Source organism: Citrobacter koseri ATCC BAA-895, assembly GCF_000018045.1.
GTDB lineage: Bacteria > Pseudomonadota > Gammaproteobacteria > Enterobacterales > Enterobacteriaceae > Citrobacter_B > Citrobacter_B koseri.
The window spans coordinates 1,898,686-1,913,998 of sequence record NC_009792.1 but is presented as its reverse complement, the minus strand read 5'-3'; the positions used below and the strand labels follow the sequence as shown (position 1 = coordinate 1,913,998).

The 15,313-nt window shown below is 55.7% G+C and carries 16 protein-coding genes; 14 read left to right on the top strand and 2 right to left on the bottom strand.

Annotated elements, in window-relative coordinates:
• The first annotated feature begins 68 nt into the window (after positions 1-68).
• From CKO_RS08755 to agp, 14 genes are all read left to right on the top strand, one after another.
• Positions 69-434: a hypothetical protein gene (locus CKO_RS08755; RefSeq protein ID WP_012132921.1), complete on the top strand. Its 366-nt coding sequence runs from the start codon at positions 69-71 to the stop codon at positions 432-434.
• A gap of 48 nt (positions 435-482) precedes the next feature.
• Positions 483-2,369 (top strand): cytochrome c biogenesis protein CcdA, encoded by a 1,887-nt coding sequence (locus tag CKO_RS08750; protein WP_012132919.1) that lies wholly within the window; start codon positions 483-485, stop codon positions 2,367-2,369.
• Positions 2,366-2,989: a DsbA family protein gene (locus CKO_RS08745; RefSeq protein WP_012132918.1), complete on the top strand. Its 624-nt coding sequence runs from the start codon at positions 2,366-2,368 to the stop codon at positions 2,987-2,989. Before CKO_RS08750 ends, CKO_RS08745 begins: the two co-directional genes overlap by 4 nt.
• On the top strand, positions 2,979-3,485 hold the full coding sequence (locus tag CKO_RS08740) for a protein disulfide oxidoreductase (protein WP_012132917.1): 507 nt from the start codon (positions 2,979-2,981) through the stop codon (positions 3,483-3,485). The genes CKO_RS08745 and CKO_RS08740 overlap by 11 nt, the downstream gene beginning before the upstream one ends.
• Before the next feature lie 236 nt (positions 3,486-3,721).
• Complete coding sequence (locus tag CKO_RS08735) at positions 3,722-4,483, top strand: Na(+)-translocating NADH-quinone reductase subunit C (protein WP_012132916.1); 762 nt, start codon at positions 3,722-3,724, stop codon at positions 4,481-4,483.
• A 349-nt stretch (positions 4,484-4,832) separates the two neighbouring features.
• Complete coding sequence (locus CKO_RS08730; protein WP_012132915.1) at positions 4,833-6,719, top strand: FTR1 family iron permease; 1,887 nt, start codon at positions 4,833-4,835, stop codon at positions 6,717-6,719.
• A 40-nt stretch (positions 6,720-6,759) separates the two neighbouring features.
• Entirely contained in the window at positions 6,760-7,287 is a 528-nt protein-coding gene (locus CKO_RS08725; RefSeq protein ID WP_012132914.1) for an iron transporter, read from the top strand.
• A gap of 103 nt (positions 7,288-7,390) precedes the next feature.
• Positions 7,391-8,770, top strand: coding sequence for a Fe-S-containing protein (locus CKO_RS08720; protein ID WP_000119836.1), 1,380 nt, complete (start codon positions 7,391-7,393; stop codon positions 8,768-8,770).
• 2 nt (positions 8,771-8,772) lie between these two features.
• Positions 8,773-10,056, top strand: a complete 1,284-nt coding sequence (locus tag CKO_RS08715) for an ABC transporter permease (RefSeq protein WP_012132913.1) — start codon at positions 8,773-8,775, stop codon at positions 10,054-10,056.
• Positions 10,046-11,176: an ABC transporter permease gene (locus tag CKO_RS08710; RefSeq protein WP_012132912.1), complete on the top strand. Its 1,131-nt coding sequence runs from the start codon at positions 10,046-10,048 to the stop codon at positions 11,174-11,176. Before CKO_RS08715 ends, CKO_RS08710 begins: the two co-directional genes overlap by 11 nt.
• Before the next feature lie 4 nt (positions 11,177-11,180).
• A complete protein-coding gene (locus CKO_RS08705; protein ID WP_000117262.1) occupies positions 11,181-11,876 on the top strand; it encodes an ABC transporter ATP-binding protein in 696 nt (231 codons plus the stop codon).
• On the top strand, positions 11,863-12,348 hold the full coding sequence (locus tag CKO_RS08700; protein ID WP_012132911.1) for a TlpA family protein disulfide reductase: 486 nt from the start codon (positions 11,863-11,865) through the stop codon (positions 12,346-12,348). Before CKO_RS08705 ends, CKO_RS08700 begins: the two co-directional genes overlap by 14 nt.
• Before the next feature lie 24 nt (positions 12,349-12,372).
• Positions 12,373-12,858 carry a hypothetical protein gene (locus CKO_RS08695; RefSeq protein WP_000874189.1) on the top strand — a complete coding sequence of 162 codons (486 nt, stop codon included), beginning with the start codon at positions 12,373-12,375 and terminating at the stop codon, positions 12,856-12,858.
• Positions 12,859-12,979: 121 nt separating this feature from the next.
• Positions 12,980-14,221 carry a bifunctional glucose-1-phosphatase/inositol phosphatase gene (agp, locus tag CKO_RS08690; protein WP_012132910.1) on the top strand — a complete coding sequence of 414 codons (1,242 nt, stop codon included), beginning with the start codon at positions 12,980-12,982 and terminating at the stop codon, positions 14,219-14,221.
• A 36-nt stretch (positions 14,222-14,257) separates the two neighbouring features.
• On the opposite strand, the gene CKO_RS08685 is transcribed toward agp, so the two are convergent.
• Together CKO_RS08685 and wrbA are read right to left on the bottom strand one after the other, a co-directional pair.
• Positions 14,258-14,485 carry a YccJ family protein gene (locus CKO_RS08685; RefSeq protein ID WP_012132909.1) on the bottom strand — a complete coding sequence of 76 codons (228 nt, stop codon included), beginning with the start codon at positions 14,483-14,485 and terminating at the stop codon, positions 14,258-14,260.
• Between the two features lie 20 nt (positions 14,486-14,505).
• Positions 14,506-15,102: an NAD(P)H:quinone oxidoreductase gene (gene wrbA / locus CKO_RS08680; RefSeq protein WP_012132908.1), complete on the bottom strand. Its 597-nt coding sequence runs from the start codon at positions 15,100-15,102 to the stop codon at positions 14,506-14,508.
• Between the last annotated feature and the right edge of the window lie 211 nt (positions 15,103-15,313).

Here is a 15,313-nt window from a genome sequence, read left to right as displayed (position 1 = left end):
TTACAGCGCAAAGGTTGCTAAAACCTTGTCAGTGGCTAAGATAGCTCGCGTCAATCAGTGAGGATGTCATGGCGAAACGTCAACAACTGGGATGGTGGTTCCTCTGCCTGGCATGTGTTGTGGTGATAGTGTGCACCGCGCAGCGCATGGCGGGTCTGCACGCCTTGCAGATGGCGCCAGCCGCGACGGTGGTCGTCACTCAGGCGGATAGCTCGTCTGCTGATGATGCCTCGCCCGTGACGCCATGCGAACTCAGCGCGAAATCATTGCTTGCCGCGCCGCCCGTGCTGTTTGAAGGGGCGATTCTCGCGCTGTGTCTGTTGTTGTCCCTGCTGGCGCCCGTACGCGCCGTACGCCTGCCATTCTTTCCACCGCGAGCAATCTCGCCTCCCACACTCAGAGTCCATCTACGCTTCTGCGTATTCCGTGAATGACAGTCTGGCCGTTGCTGACTGTTAATTACCTGTTCACGGAGAAAAAATATGATCACTGTTTTCAGGCAGACTTTGTGCTGTCTGTTATTGCTATGGCTGCCCGTCTCGTGGGCGGCAGAAAGCGGCTGGCTGCGCTCGCCGGATAACGACCATGCCAGCGTCCGCCTGCGCGCGGACACGTCCCCGGAAGGCGAAACCCGGTTACTGTTGGATGTAAAACTGGAAAACGGCTGGAAAACCTACTGGCGTTCGCCGGGGGAGGGGGGCGTGGCGCCCGCCGTTGCCTGGAAAGAAAATATGCCTGCGGTTGACTGGTTCTGGCCGACGCCGTCGCGCTTTGACGTCGCCGGTATGACCACTCAGGGTTATCACCACCGCGTGACCTTCCCGATGACGGTTCGCGGTCCGTCACCCGCGATGCTCAGCGGTGTGCTGACCTTGTCTACTTGCAGCAATGTCTGCCTGTTGACCGATTACCCCTTTACCCTCAAACCTTCGGCGCATGACCCGGCGTTCGCGCATGACTATGCCCAGGCGATGGGGCAGATCCCGCTCTCCCGGGGGCTGACGCAGACGCTCAGCGTGGGCGCTCGTCCTGGTGCGCTGGTGGTTGAAGCTACGCGTGCCGGAGGCTGGTCATCGCCAGCATTGTTTCTCGACGCCGTTGATAACGCTGATTTTGGCAAGCCGCAACTGCGTGTTGAGGGCGAAAAACTGCTGGCGACGGTTCCTGTCAGCGATGGCTGGGGAGAAGGGGCGCCCGATTTGCGTGGTCAAACGGTCACGCTGGTACTGGCGAATGACGGCGTGGCTCAGGAAAGCACCCTGGCGATCGGCAGTACGACGGCAAAAATGGCCGATAGCGCCGAACTGCCGCTCTGGCAGGTGATGTTGATGGCGCTGGCGGGTGGGTTAATTCTCAACCTGATGCCCTGCGTGCTGCCCGTGCTGGGGATGAAGCTCGGCTCGATTCTGCTCGTCGAAGAGAAAAGTCGTCAGCGGATACGGCGGCAGTTTCTGGCGTCGGTTGCCGGGATTATTGCCTCTTTTATGGCGCTGGCGATGCTAATGACCGTTCTGCGGCTGACCCATCAGGCGCTCGGGTGGGGCATTCAGTTCCAGAGTCCGTGGTTTATCGGGTTTATGGTGCTGGTGATGTTGATCTTCAGCGCCAGCCTGTTCGGGCTGTTTGAATTCCGTCTGCCTTCCGCGATGACGACCCGACTTGCCACCCACGGCGGCAACGGGATGGCCGGTCATTTCTGGCAGGGCGCGTTTGCCACGCTGCTGGCGACGCCGTGCAGCGCGCCGTTTCTCGGGACGGCCGTTGCGGTGGCGTTGACGGCCTCCTTCCCGGTGTTATGGGGGCTGTTTCTGGCGCTCGGGGTGGGGATGAGCCTGCCGTGGCTGTTTGTCGCGCTACGCCCTGGTCTGGCGCTGCGCCTGCCGCGCCCCGGACGCTGGATGAACGGATTGCGGCGCGTACTGGGCGTTATGATGCTCGGTTCGGCAATCTGGCTGGCGACGCTCCTGCTGCCGCATCTGGGATACGCGACAAGCAGCCCGGCGAAAGAGCGCGTCGTCTGGCAGCCGTTGAGCGAACAGGCGATCCAGGACGCGCTTGCGCAGCACAAACGCGTATTCATTGACGTTACCGCTGAGTGGTGCATTACCTGCAAGGTCAATAAGTACAACGTGTTACAGCGAGAAGAGATACAGGATGCGCTGCAACAGCCGGATGTTGTCGCATTGCGCGGCGACTGGACGCTGCCTGCGGATGACATCACCGACTTTTTGAAAAAACGCGGCCAGGTGGCTGTGCCGTTTAACCAGATTTATGGCCCCGGTTTACCGCAGGGTCAGTCATTGCCCACGCTGCTGACGCGCGATGCGGTGCTGCAAACGTTGCGCGATGCGAAAGGAGTTACGCCATGAAATATCTGATGATTATGCTGTTAGCGTTGTTTACCGGTCTGAGCGTGGCGAAAGAACCCGCGCCGTTTACGCCGGAGCAGGAAAAGCAAATTGAAGCGCTGATCCAGGAAGCGCTGTTTAACGATCCTGCCAGCCCACGGATAGGCGCGGAGAAGGCGACGCTGACGCTCGTCAACTTTACGGACTACAACTGCCCGTACTGCAAGCAGCTTGATCCGTTGCTGGAGAAGATCGTGCAAAAGTATCCGCAGGTCGCGGTAGTGATTAAGCCGCTGCCGTTTAAGGGCGAAAGCTCGGTACTGTCGGCGCGTACCGCGTTAACCACCTGGCGTGAGCACCCGCAGCAGTTTTTAGCGCTGCATGAGAAACTGATGCAGAAAAAGGGCTACCACACCACAGCCAGTATTAAACAGGCGCAGGAAAAGTCCGCCGCCACGCCGGTTACGCTGGATGAGAAAAGCATGGAGACGTTGAGCACCAATCTGCAACTCGCCCGGCTGGTTGGCGTTCAGGGGACGCCGGCAACCATCATTGGCGACGAGATGATCCCCGGCGCGGTATCGTGGGAGACCCTTGAGGCGGTGGTGAAAGAAAAACTGGCGGTGGCTCATGCTCAGTAAACTGCGCCGCTGGCTGCGTGAAGGCGCGATCTTACTGGTTCTGCTGGCAGGCGTGATAATCCTGCTGGATGTCTGGCGTTCTCCGCAGATGCCGGCCATGTTTGACAGCACGCCGCTGCATACGCTGGACGGGGAAACTGTAACGCTGGCGTCGATCAGTGAAGAACGCCCGGTGCTGCTCTACTTCTGGGCGAGCTGGTGCGGTATCTGCCGTTTCACTACGCCGGATGTCGCCCGTTTGCAGTCGGAAGGGGAGAACGTCATGACCATCGCGCTGCGTTCCGGTAATGACGGGGAGGTTTCCCGCTGGTTATCGCGTAAAGGGGTGACGTTCCCCGTCGTGAATGATAGCGGCGGTGAGATATCACGAAACTGGGAAATCAGCGTCACGCCAACGCTGGTGGTGGTGTCGAAGGGGCAGGTGGTAACCACGACCAGCGGCTGGACCAGCTACTGGGGCATGAAGTTACGTCTGTGGCGGGCAGCCATGTTTTGATAGCGTGCCGGGGAAACCCGGCATTTTTTAACCCATTGTAAGGATGTGTAAAACGAGCGGAGAGCGTGTTTTCTGTTATTTTTGCTGCTTTTTTACCGACGCCAGTTATTATTTTTTACCGCTGCCTGACGTTGCAAACCTGAATTGATAATGGCATATCTGTTTTAATTGAATGAAAGTCTGTGATACGTTCAGGCGATTTTTTTGATTTCCATTTTGACAGGGATAACAATTCAATGCGCAAGGGTAAAATTATTGTTGCATCAATGATGGTGCTTTGTGTCCTTATTTTTGTTGCGGCGGCAGCATGGTTTATGCTGTTCCAGGGAGAAATGACGGAGCCGACAGGGGAGGAAAAACAGGCGGCGATTTTACACGCTGCGGGCCTGATGAAATCAGAGGCCCAGGATAAAAAATCAGTCGAAACGCTCTATCATCGTTATATTATTCAACGCCATGTTAATTTAGATTCCGGCGAGCTGGTGGCTGAAAGCAGCACGGACGCCGCGCGCCAGAAGTGTGAAAAACTTGCCCCTGAACGCGACCCAGCGCAGGTTCGTCAGCGCTGTACGGTGGCGGATGTGTTCTTTGTGAAAGATAAAAATAATGAAATTCAGCAGGTTATCATTCCGGTTACCGGTAAGGGCGCGAAATCCATGATGCATGCGTTTCTTGCTCTGGGGCTGGACGGTCGTACGGTGAGAAATCTGTATTATTATCAGCAACGGGAAACGCCGTTTCTGGGGGCCCGGGTGGAAGACGCCAGCTGGCGCAAACAGTGGCCAGGGAAACGATTATTAGATAACAGCGGACATCCTGCATTGAAAATAGTACAGGATAAACCTGAACATGCCGATGAATATACCGTTGACGGTATTTCCGGCGCGACGTTGACATCAACCGGCGTTGAGAAAAGTATTAACTACTGGATGGGGCCGCAGGGATATGGTCAATTCTTACAGCGTCTTGCCAGCGATCGAAATAACCTTAATCTTTGAATATTGCTGTACGCAATAACGCGTTTTATTTCTGCCTGCCGACAATGAATAACATCACTGTCGGCAGGGGGATTTATTCCTCTGTTACCGCGCCTGCTTTGCCGTTAATTCCATGAGAAAAACAGGGAGATAACGTCCCTTTTATCAACGCATAATGTGTGTGTTCATCACGATTTGATGAAATAAGTTTACATAACTTGTCGTCTGCTGACATTTTTATGATCCAGGTCATGTACAACGCGACAAAAAGATATAATGATAATAATTATCATTTGTATTCTTTGGCGGTGTGCACGTGCGTAACTTCCGTAACTCTTTGTTGGTTACTCTCTTTGGCTTGTTTATAAGCATGAGTGTCTGGGCGTCGACGAATTATGCGCCTTTGATTGAAGATATCGAGCAACGTCTTGATAAAACAGCGGAACTTTATCAGCAACAGCATACCGACGAGGCGCGCCGCACGGTACAAATGGCCTATTTTGAGGTGTTCGAGAACCTGGAAGGGCCGATCCGCATCAACATTTCTGCGCGCAAAAGTTACGAGATGGAGAGCGCATTCGGCGAGATCCGTCGAATGATTGGCGAGAAAAAACCGCTCGCTGACGTTCAGGCGCGCATTGACTGGCTGAAAGCCGCACTGCGCGAAGTGGAACCGGTGCTGGATGGCGGACATCGTCTGGTGGCCGAAGAGCAGCACAACGCGCTGTCCAGAGACGACATTGCCGTTCACTGGCAGGAGAGTTTCAGGACGATCGACGATCTGCTGGCGCAGGCGGTCACTGAATATCAGGCCGGGAACTACAGCGTTGCCAGTCAGCACGTTCAACAGGCGCACTATCAGGGCTTTAAAAACTCTGAGATGGAGATGTCCCTCAGACAAAACCGTTCTGCAAAAGATGCCGCCGCCATTAACCAACAATTCTCATCCCTGATTGCGCTGACCGCGCAACCTGACCATCTCAACGATGTCTCTTATCAGGTCACTACGCTGCTACAGGATATCGAGGATATCTTACCCGGCTTGCCAACCACCCGTGACGATCAGCAGGTTGCCGCAGCGCAAAGCGCAGACAACATTCCGGCGGCGGACGAGGGAAATAACCGTACCGACTGGGCTGAGGTGACGACGGGAATTAACCAGAGCATTCAGGACGCGATAGCGCGCTATCAGGGCGGCGATGCGAAGAATGCGATTCTGGATATCCAGGATACCTACTTCGACCGCTTCGAAGCCAGCGGCATGGAAAACAAAATCGGCTCTCGCGATTCGGCATTTAAAACCACGCTGGAGGCGTATTTTACCCGCCTGGTCAGTCTGATGAAGGCCGGTCAGCCGGTTGAGCGCCTGAATGCGGAGGCCAGCGCGCTGGCGCAGGATCTGCAAAAAGCCGTGACGATGCTGGGCGAAGGCGAAGAAACCCAGTGGAGTCTGCTGCTCTATAGTCTGATGATCATCGTGCGCGAGGGGCTGGAAGCGCTGCTGATTGTGGCGGCAATCGTGGCCTACATGGTGAAAAACAACCATCAGGATAAGCTGCCGCTTATTCGTCAGTCGGTAATTGTGGCGCTGATCGCCAGCGTCATCACCGCCGCTATCTTCCAGATGCTGTTTACTAACTCCGGCGCCAGCCGTGAACTGCTGGAAGGCATAACGATGCTGATTGCCGTTGTGATGCTGTTCTTTATGAGTTACTGGCTGCTGTCCAAAGTGGAAGCGCGCCACTGGAAAGCCTGGCTGGAAGGCAAACTGTCTCATTCCCTGTCGCGAGGCTCCCTGGTCGGACTATGGCTGACCAGCTTCCTGGCGGTGTACCGCGAAGGGGCGGAAACGGTGCTGTTCTATTACGCTCTGATTGGCGATGCAAACACGGTATCCGGCCATATGGCGATTGGCGCCGGTTTTGTGATTGGCTGCGTGGTGCTGCTGCTCGCCTGGCTGGTGATGCGTTACTCAGTGGTGCGCCTGCCGCTGAAACCCTTCTTTATGTTTACCGGCAGTTTCATGTATCTGATGGCCTTCGTCTTTGCGGGCAAAGGCGTTCTGGAACTGGTGGAAGGCAAACTGTTCCAGCCTACGTTGATTAACGGCTTCCCTGAAATCAGCTGGCTGGGGATTTATCCCTACGTGGAAACGTTGTTACCGCAGGTCGTATTGCTGCTCGCGGCGCTGGTGGCGCTGTGGGTGATGCGGCGCAAAAGCGCGGTTCCCGGGGAGACGATAAAAAATAACCCATAATCGTTGTATAGCCGTTGTTTTAGACGAGAGGATACGTTTGATGACCATGAAGAAAACCCTGATTGCCAGCGCAGTGATGGCCAGCATTTTCACTGCGCCAGCCGCGTTTGCTTTTAAAGAGTACCCGGCAGGCGAGCCTGTCACCATGAATGAAATGGAGCTGGCGGCCGTTTACCTGCAACCGATTGATATGGAACCGCGCGGCATGGGCTTACCGGCAGCAAAAGCCGATGTTCACCTTGAAGCGGATATCCACGCTGTAGAAGGCAATAAAAACGGCTTTGGCGCAGGGGAATGGATCCCGTACCTGACCATCAGCTACACCCTGGTCAACAACGACACGGGCGAAAAACAGGAAGGCACCTTCATGCCGATGGTTGCCAGCGATGGCCCGCACTATGGCGCGAACATCAAAATGATGGGCGTGGGCAACTATAAAGTGACCTACCACATTGAACCGCCGTCAAAAGCCGGGATGCATCGCCATACTGACAGCGAAACAGGCGTAGGCCGCTGGTGGAAACCGTTTGATGTGAGCTACGAGTTTAAATATGTCGGTCTGAACTAAAACCGACTAACCAACGCGCCAGGAGGATTCCCCCTTCTGGCGCGTTGGTCAGACCGATCATATGCCCGTCGCTTAATTCAACCCGCCGTACAGAGTCGAAGTTATGAGTTACTTTTTCGTCACGACGCTACAGGTCTTTTTCTGCATTGCGCTTCTTTCCGGTGTTCTCTGGAGTCGAAACGATCCTCCCTCTTTACGTCCACTGACCTGGACGCTGCTGACCGGGCTGATTGCCGGCGTGCTGGCGGGACTGTTTATTCACGGCAGCCAACCGGTACAACTGCTGCTGGTTGGGGCGGAGGTCATGGTATCGCTGCTGTTTGTCCTCAGTTTCTGGTGGGCTTCAACGCGTATCCGCTATCTGTGGCAGGGGATTCTGATTTTCGGCGCTGCCCGCCATTGGGCGCTGGACCCTAATCTGGGCGGGCTGACCAGTACGCATGTGCTGAATACTGACCTGCTGTTAAATCTGACGGCCGTCGTTCTCGCTTTTGCGATCCTCTGTCTGGCGGGCGTACTCTGCGCGATGCTGCTGCGGCGTATTCGCGGCCTGTACTGGCCGTTAACGCTGATTTTACTGGTGATGATCTGGCTGCCGTTGAGCGGCAACCTGCTGTTGTTGCTGATGAAATTACAGGTTGTCCCGCTGGGTAAATCACTGCTGAGCTTCGTGGCGAAAGTCACAAATAACACGGCGCTGTATAACTGGGCGGGAGCCGCGCTGCTGCTGGCCCTGGCGCTGTGCTGGCTTCCGGCGCTGTTGCGGGCTTTTCGACAGACGCGGGAAACAGAAGAACCGATCGCTCATCGTCTGGCGCTGGCGCAGCGTCGCAACGCTTTGCGGCTGTGGCTGGTCACAATCGGCTGCGCAGTGGTCGTTATCGCAGGCCAGCTGTGGTGGGATAAAGTGGCCTCGCAGCCGCCGCAACTCTCTGAAGCCGTGCCCGTAACGCTGGGGAGCGATGGCATGGTGCGCCTGCCGGTTGAACAGCTTCGTGACGGTAAACTGCATCGTTTCGTCTGGGTGGCGGACGATGGCAAAGCGGTGCGCTTCTTCGTGATTAACCGCTATCCCGACAAGCTGCGTTTTGGCGTGGTGTTCGACGCCTGCCTGCTGTGCGGCGATCAGGGTTATGTCATGGAGGGCAATCAGGTTATCTGCGTCGCCTGCGGAGTGCATATTTTTATTCCGTCTATCGGCAAGGCCGGTGGCTGTAACCCGGTGCCGATTGAAAACTGGCACAATGATGAAAAAGAGCTGGTGATCCCCGGTAAAGAACTGGCGACAGGGGTGAACTACTTCTCGACGGTCATGACTATTAAAGTGACCGATCCGGTCGATGGTTCAACGTTGACCAATACCTCAGCCGATTACAAATACAGCTATGGCGGCAAGACCTGGTTCTTCTCGTCAGAGGCTAACTATGAACGCTTCCGTGAAACGCCGGAGCAGTTTGTTCCTGCCGACATGAGGGAGGAATAATCATGCTGTGGCGGATGTTACGACAATCCTGGGGGCGCAATTTACGCCGCAAAGTGCTGGCGATAATCACCGTTTTTCTGGCCTCCAGCCTGATTTCGGCGCTGCTGGCGGTGTCCATTGATATCGGCGACAAAATGTCCAGAGAGCTGAAGTCTTATGGTGCGAACATTTTGATTGAACCCGCCGGACAGGCTGCGCTGCCCGCGCTGTTTAGTGAGAGCAGTAATCCGCTTTCCGGTCAGGATTTTCTTGATGAAGCCGAGCTGCCGAACATCAAAGATATCTTCTGGCGAAACAACATTGTCGGGTTTGCGCCGATGCTCGGCGGCGAAGCCAGCGTGGAGGGAGAACCGGTGCGGATTCTGGGCACCTTCTTCAGTCAGCCAGTGGATATTCCTGATGAAGAGGGATATGAGACGGGGCAGAAAACGGTCAGCCCTTACTGGCAGGTGACTGGCGACTGGCCGCAGGAACCCGCAGGTGCAGAGCCGCAGACCTTAGTCGGGCACGCGCTGGCGCGGCAAATGGGCTGGAAACCCGGTGATAAGCTGACATTACGTACCGAAGGTGAAGCGGTGCAGGTCACTGTCAGCGGTATCCTCTCCAGCGGCGGTGATGAAGATAACCAACTGGTGATGCCGCTAAGTACGGTACAGCACCTGCTGGGGCTCCCCGGAAAAGTGCAGGCGATTCGCGTCTCGGCGCTGACGGTGCCGGAAAACGAACTGTCCCGCCGCGCGCGGGAAAACCTGGACGCGCTCAATGCCGAAGAGTACGACCTCTGGTATTGCACGGCCTATGTGTCGTCGATCGCGCATCAGCTGGAAGAGGCGATTTCCGGTGCGGAAGTGCGCCCGGTATGGCAGGTCGCGGCGTCCGAAGGGGTGGTGATCGATAAAATTCAGTTGCTGATGGCGGTCGTTACCGTCGCGGCGCTGGCGGCTTCCGCAATGGGGATCGCCTCGCTGATGACCAGCACCATTATGGAACGCGCCAAAGAGATCGGTTTGATGAAGGCGTTGGGTGCGCGACAGTGGCAAATCATGCTGCTGTTCTACCTGGAAGCGGCGTCCAGCGGGCTGGCGGGCGGCGCGCTGGGATGTATTGCCGGGTGGGGGCTGGCGAAAGCGATTGGCGTCATGCTCTTCGACGCGCCGCTTAATTTTGCCTGGATTGTGGTGCCGTGCGTACTGGTGATTGCGGTATTGATTGCGTTGATCGGCACCTGGTTCCCGGCCCGGCGGATCGCCCGACTGTATCCTGTGGAGGTGCTGTATGGCCGCTAAACGTACCATGCTCTGGCTGCTGGTGTGGCGGGCGCTGCGTCTGCGTTTTCAGCGGGTCAGCGTGGTGTTTGCCGCGCTGATGGTGGGGGCGACCATCGTGACGGCGCTTTCTGCCGTCTGGTTCGACATTAACACCAAAATGAGCGAAGAACTGCGCACCTTCGGCGCGAATTTTTACATTGGGCCGGGGCACGGTTCCAGTATGCCGCAGCAGGAGTTGCAGAGCATTCTCGATCAGGCGCCGCAGGGGCTGGTGCATGGCGCCAGTCCGTGGTTGTACGGCATGGCGCGCACCGAGCTGGAAAAAGTGGTGATGGTTGGCGTGTGGTTCGAGTCGCTGCAAAAACTGGTGCCGTACTGGCAGGTCACCGGTAGCTGGATTGGCGTCAGTTTTGACGACCGTAACGCGATGATCGGCGTCAAACTGGCGGAACGCCTCAACGTGCAGCCGGGCGACAGCATCACGCTGGTGGATCACAATCAGCGTAAGAATTTGCAGATTAAAGGCATTGTGGAGTCTGGCGATGCGACGGACAACATGCTGATCGTCAGCCTCGACGTGGCGCAGGCCTGGCTGCATCAGCCGGGCAAAATCAGCCACGGCTTGCTTAGCGTCAGTAACGATGTCGGCCAGGTGGAGAGCTACGCCAGCCGGTTGCAGGCGCAGTATCCTGACCTGGAGATTCGTCCGGTGCGTAAGGTCTCTGCTTCCGAAGGGCAGGTGCTGGATAAAATTAAAGGTCTGATGGGGCTGGTCTCGATCGTGATTCTGGCGCTCTCTTCGCTGTGCGTGAATACCACGCTGATGGCGATTGTCGGCGAGCGGGCGCGCGAGTTTGCGCTGCAAAAAGCGCTTGGTTCCAGCAACGGCGATATTGTGCGGCAAATTCTGCTGGAAACCAGCATCATCGCGCTGGCGGCGGTGGCGTGCGGCTGGGTACTGGGATATTTGCTGGCGCAACTGTTGGGATTAACGGTGTTTAATGCCGCCATTTCGCTGCGTCTGCCGGTGTTGCCCATTACTCTGGTGTTGTCTTTACTGGTCGCCATTCTGGCGGCGATTGTTCCGGTGCGACGCGCGGTAAGCGTCGAGCCTGCTAAAGTGCTGAAAGGAGAGTAGCGCCATGTCCGTTACGCATATCCCTCAGGTGGCGATCGAAACCCGCCACTTATACAAACGGTTCGGTGACGTTACCGCCCTGGATGACATTAATCTGCGCATTGCGCAGGGTGAATTTGTCGCCATTATGGGCGCTTCTGGTTCTGGTAAAACCACGCTGATGAATATTCTGACGTGCCTTGATACGGCGACGGAAGGGCAGGTGTTTCTTGACGGCACCGATGCCGCCGCGCTGGATGAAGAGGGGCGTCGTCGCTTTCGCGCCGAGAAAATCGGCCTGGTATTTCAGCAGTTCCATTTGATCCCGTTCTTAACTGCGCTGGAAAACATCATGCTCGCCCAGCATTACCACAGCGTGGTGGATGAAGCGGCGGCGAGGAAGGTGCTGGAGCAGGTAGGGCTTGGGCATCGTGTGACGCACCTGCCGAGCCAGCTTTCCGGTGGTGAGCAGCAGCGTGTGTGTATCGCCCGGGCGCTGGTCAACGAACCGCCGGTTATTTTCGCGGATGAACCGACGGGCAACCTGGATGAAGAGAATGAGCAGCGGGTGCTGGATCTGCTCACCGATCTGCATCGTCAGGGGCGCACGATTGTGATGGTGACGCACAACCCTGCGCTTGGGCAGTTTGCCGACCGTATTCTGCGGCTGCAACACGGTAAATATCTGGGTGAGGAGGCCAATCAACATGCGCTGGCATAATGTGCTGCTACTCGCGGCGGCGATCCTGATAAGCGGGTGTAAAGAAGAAAAGCTGGCGGTCGGGGCACCGGCCCCGGCGCTGGCGGCGTTTGATCTGCAAGGCCAGGAGTCAGGCCTTGAACGCTGGCAAGGAAAGGCGGTGTACCTGAATTTTTGGTCTGCGGGATGCGGGGGGTGTCTGGCGGAAATGGACACGCTGGAAGCGCTGAGCAAAAAATGGGGCGATAAAGTGGTGGTTGTGGCGGTCAATACCGACCCTGAAACGGTCAGGATCAACGATCTGCTGGCAAAGCATCAGATAACCTATCCGGTGGTGCGCGATCAGCTCAACATTACCCAGGAACGTTATCAGGTGATCGGCACGCCGACCTCCGTACTGATTGACCCCGAAGGACGCGTTCTGGAGCTACACCAGGGTATGCGTAAGCCGCCAGAGTTAGAGGCCACGTTTGCGCGCCTGGCGGCGCGATGAACGACGCGTACGGAGAGATACCCAATGGCATTTATCTGGAACGACGAAAGCCTTGCGATTCTGCGGGAAAACGCGGGCATCCTCACAACCGAGCAGATAGCGCAACTGCTTCACACCAATATTACCGCCGTGCGGAATATGGCCTATCGGCTGAAACTGAGCCTTCGGGTGACGGCGTATAATCACCGACGCATAGCGCAGGTTCAGGCGCTTTATGCCTCTGAGACGTTGAGTCTCAAAGAGATCGCGGCGAAAACGGGGCTGACGGCCAGTACCGTGCAATATATCGTGTACGTGAAATCAAAAAATAAGCCCTACGCCACCACGGAATATGTCTCTTTTGAAACGGAGAACGCCGTTCATTACCGCGTGCAAAAAGAATTTGTCGATACGGAGCGTTCCCTGCTGGACAACATCTCTGATAACACGCGATTTCGTGAACTGTATCTGACGGACGGCACTTTTTATTGCGCCCGCAATATTAAGTATGAGGTTTTTATCTCGGAATAACCGGAACACGCTGACCTGCCGGTTATCTTCTGGAATCTCCCGTTTTGCGAAACCGTTCCCGGAAAAATGTCATATTTCTGTCACACTCTATGAGGATTGATAACAACAAGAGGTTGTAGGGATGAAAAAATTGATACTCGCCGCCGCTGTGGCAGGGGCTGTTTTATTGTCGTCCGCCGCGCAAGCGCAGACAACGCCGGAAGGTTATCAACTGCAACAAGTGTTGATGATGAGCCGACACAACTTGCGCGCGCCGTTGGCCAATAATGGCAGCGTGCTGGAGCAGTCCACGCCGAATCAGTGGCCGGAGTGGGATGTGCCCGGCGGGCAGCTCACCACGAAAGGCGGTGTGCTGGAAATTTATATGGGCCACTACATGCGAGAATGGCTGGCGGAGCAGGGGATGGTCACGTCAGGTGAATGCCCGACGACGGACACGGTATATACCTATGCCAACAGTCTGCAACGCACCGTTGCGACGGCACAATTCTTTATCACCGGCGCTTTCCCTGGGTGCGACATTCCGGTACATCATCAGGAAAAAATGGGCACGATGGACCCAACGTTTAATCCGGTGATCACCGATGACTCTGCGGCGTTTAGCCAGAAAGCGGTGCAGGCGATGGAAAAAGAGCGCAGCCAGATGCAGCTTGACGACAGCTATCAACTGCTGGCGCAGATGACGGACTACAAAGATTCACCGTCCTGCAAAGAAAAACAGCAGTGTTCGCTGACCGAAGCCAAAGACGCCTTTAGCGCGAAGTATCAGGAGGAGCCTGGCGTTTCGGGGCCGCTGAAAGTTGGCAATTCGCTGGTGGATGCGTTTACGCTGCAATACTACGAAGGCTTCCCGATGGATCAGGTCGCCTGGGGCGAGATTAAATCCGATCAGCAGTGGAAAGTCCTGTCAAAGCTGAAGAACGGGTATCAGGACAGCCTGTTTACCTCGGGTGAAGTGGCGCGCAACGTCGCCAAACCGCTGGTCAAATATATTGATAAAGCGCTGGTGACTGACCGTAGCAGCGCGCCGAAAATTACCGTTCTGGTGGGGCATGACTCGAATATTGCTTCGCTGCTGACGGCGCTGGATTTCAAACCCTACCAGCTGCACGATCAGTACGAACGCACCCCGATTGGCGGCAAGATTGTGTTCCAGCGCTGGCATGACAGCAAAGGCAATCGCGACCTGATGAAAATCGAATATGTGTATCAGAGCTCGCAGCAGTTGCGTAACGCGGACGTCCTGACGCTGAAATCACCGGCGCAGCGCGTCACGCTGGAACTGGCGGGATGCCCGATAGACGCAAACGGCTTCTGTCCTCTTGATAAGTTCGATAACGTGTTGAACAGCGCGGCAAAATAGCAGAGGTTCTCCCCCGCGCAGGCGGGGGAGAAAAGGTCAGGCATTTTTACGTTCGATGGTTTGTTCGCCCCAAAATAGCGAATCTTTATCCGTCTTCTCAAAGGCTTTAAGCAACACTTCGTCGCTGCCTTCCTCCCAAATTTTTTCAGCCAGTTTCTCGTCATACTTCGCGACTTCAAAAATGGCTTCGGCTATTTCTGGTGATGTATTACGCAGACTTGCCCATTCGCCGACGTGATGAGCCTTCGCTTCTTGAGTTGGCATTCGAATCCTCCTGTTGAAGATTAGCCGTTGAGTTTTACTGCCAGACCTGCAACATATTCACCCTGATAGCGAGCGATAGAAAGTTCTTCCTGGCTTGGCTGGCGTGAACCATCGCCCCCGGCAATCGTGGTGGCGCCGTATGGCGTACCGCCGCGAACCTGCGAGACGTCAAACAGTTCCTGCGCGGCGTAACCGATAGGGACAATCACCATGCCGTGGTGAGCCAGCGTGGTCCAGGTTGAGGTAATGGTTTGTTCCTGACCGCCGCCGGTGCCTGTCGAGCTGAATACGCTGGCGAGTTTTCCATACAGCGCGCCGGATGCCCACAAACCGCCCGTCTGGTCCAGGAAGGTGCGCATCTGGCCTGACATATTGCCAAAGCGCGTCGGCGTACCAAAAATGATGGCGTCGTAATCAGGCAGTTCCTGCGGGGTTGCGACTGGTGCGTTTTGTGTTTTACCTCCGGCCTTTGCGAAGATTTCAGGCTGCATCGTTTCCGGTACGCGTTTGATAACGACTTCTGCGCCGTCCACTTTGTTTGCCCCTTCCGCCACCGCATGCGCCATGGTTTCGATGTGTCCGTACATGGAATAATAAAGCACCAGAATTTTTGCCATTTTGCACTACTCCTCGAGTTAACCGTGTCCGTAGCGATTCGCTACCTCTATTTAAAGATATGACGTCCTGGAGAGAGTGCAAATATCACAACCATTTCTTTGATTTATAACAAGATTTATCAGCGTCGTTTTTGTTGCAAAATGATACATTTTTCGCCGTTCGGATTTCTTTAACCATAAGAGAGGCTTATTGATTTCCTGGGGGGATTAT

What these genes read in the sequence shown, in the direction of transcription:
- CKO_RS08755 (WP_012132921.1), top strand. Translation starts at nt 69, where the DNA reads ATGGCGAAACGTCAACAACTGGGATGGTGGTTCCTCTGCCTGGCATGT.
- CKO_RS08750 (WP_012132919.1), top strand. Translation starts at nt 483, where the DNA reads ATGATCACTGTTTTCAGGCAGACTTTGTGCTGTCTGTTATTGCTATGG.
- CKO_RS08745 (WP_012132918.1), top strand. Translation starts at nt 2,366, where the DNA reads ATGAAATATCTGATGATTATGCTGTTAGCGTTGTTTACCGGTCTGAGC.
- CKO_RS08740 (WP_012132917.1), top strand. Translation starts at nt 2,979, where the DNA reads ATGCTCAGTAAACTGCGCCGCTGGCTGCGTGAAGGCGCGATCTTACTG.
- CKO_RS08735 (WP_012132916.1), top strand. Translation starts at nt 3,722, where the DNA reads ATGCGCAAGGGTAAAATTATTGTTGCATCAATGATGGTGCTTTGTGTC.
- CKO_RS08730 (WP_012132915.1), top strand. Translation starts at nt 4,833, where the DNA reads ATGAGTGTCTGGGCGTCGACGAATTATGCGCCTTTGATTGAAGATATC.
- CKO_RS08725 (WP_012132914.1), top strand. Translation starts at nt 6,760, where the DNA reads ATGACCATGAAGAAAACCCTGATTGCCAGCGCAGTGATGGCCAGCATT.
- CKO_RS08720 (WP_000119836.1), top strand. Translation starts at nt 7,391, where the DNA reads ATGAGTTACTTTTTCGTCACGACGCTACAGGTCTTTTTCTGCATTGCG.
- CKO_RS08715 (WP_012132913.1), top strand. Translation starts at nt 8,773, where the DNA reads ATGCTGTGGCGGATGTTACGACAATCCTGGGGGCGCAATTTACGCCGC.
- CKO_RS08710 (WP_012132912.1), top strand. Translation starts at nt 10,046, where the DNA reads ATGGCCGCTAAACGTACCATGCTCTGGCTGCTGGTGTGGCGGGCGCTG.
- CKO_RS08705 (WP_000117262.1), top strand. Translation starts at nt 11,181, where the DNA reads ATGTCCGTTACGCATATCCCTCAGGTGGCGATCGAAACCCGCCACTTA.
- CKO_RS08700 (WP_012132911.1), top strand. Translation starts at nt 11,863, where the DNA reads ATGCGCTGGCATAATGTGCTGCTACTCGCGGCGGCGATCCTGATAAGC.
- CKO_RS08695 (WP_000874189.1), top strand. Translation starts at nt 12,373, where the DNA reads ATGGCATTTATCTGGAACGACGAAAGCCTTGCGATTCTGCGGGAAAAC.
- agp (WP_012132910.1), top strand. Translation starts at nt 12,980, where the DNA reads ATGAAAAAATTGATACTCGCCGCCGCTGTGGCAGGGGCTGTTTTATTG.
- CKO_RS08685 (WP_012132909.1), bottom strand. Translation starts at nt 14,485, where the DNA reads ATGCCAACTCAAGAAGCGAAGGCTCATCACGTCGGCGAATGGGCAAGT.
- wrbA (WP_012132908.1), bottom strand. Translation starts at nt 15,102, where the DNA reads ATGGCAAAAATTCTGGTGCTTTATTATTCCATGTACGGACACATCGAA.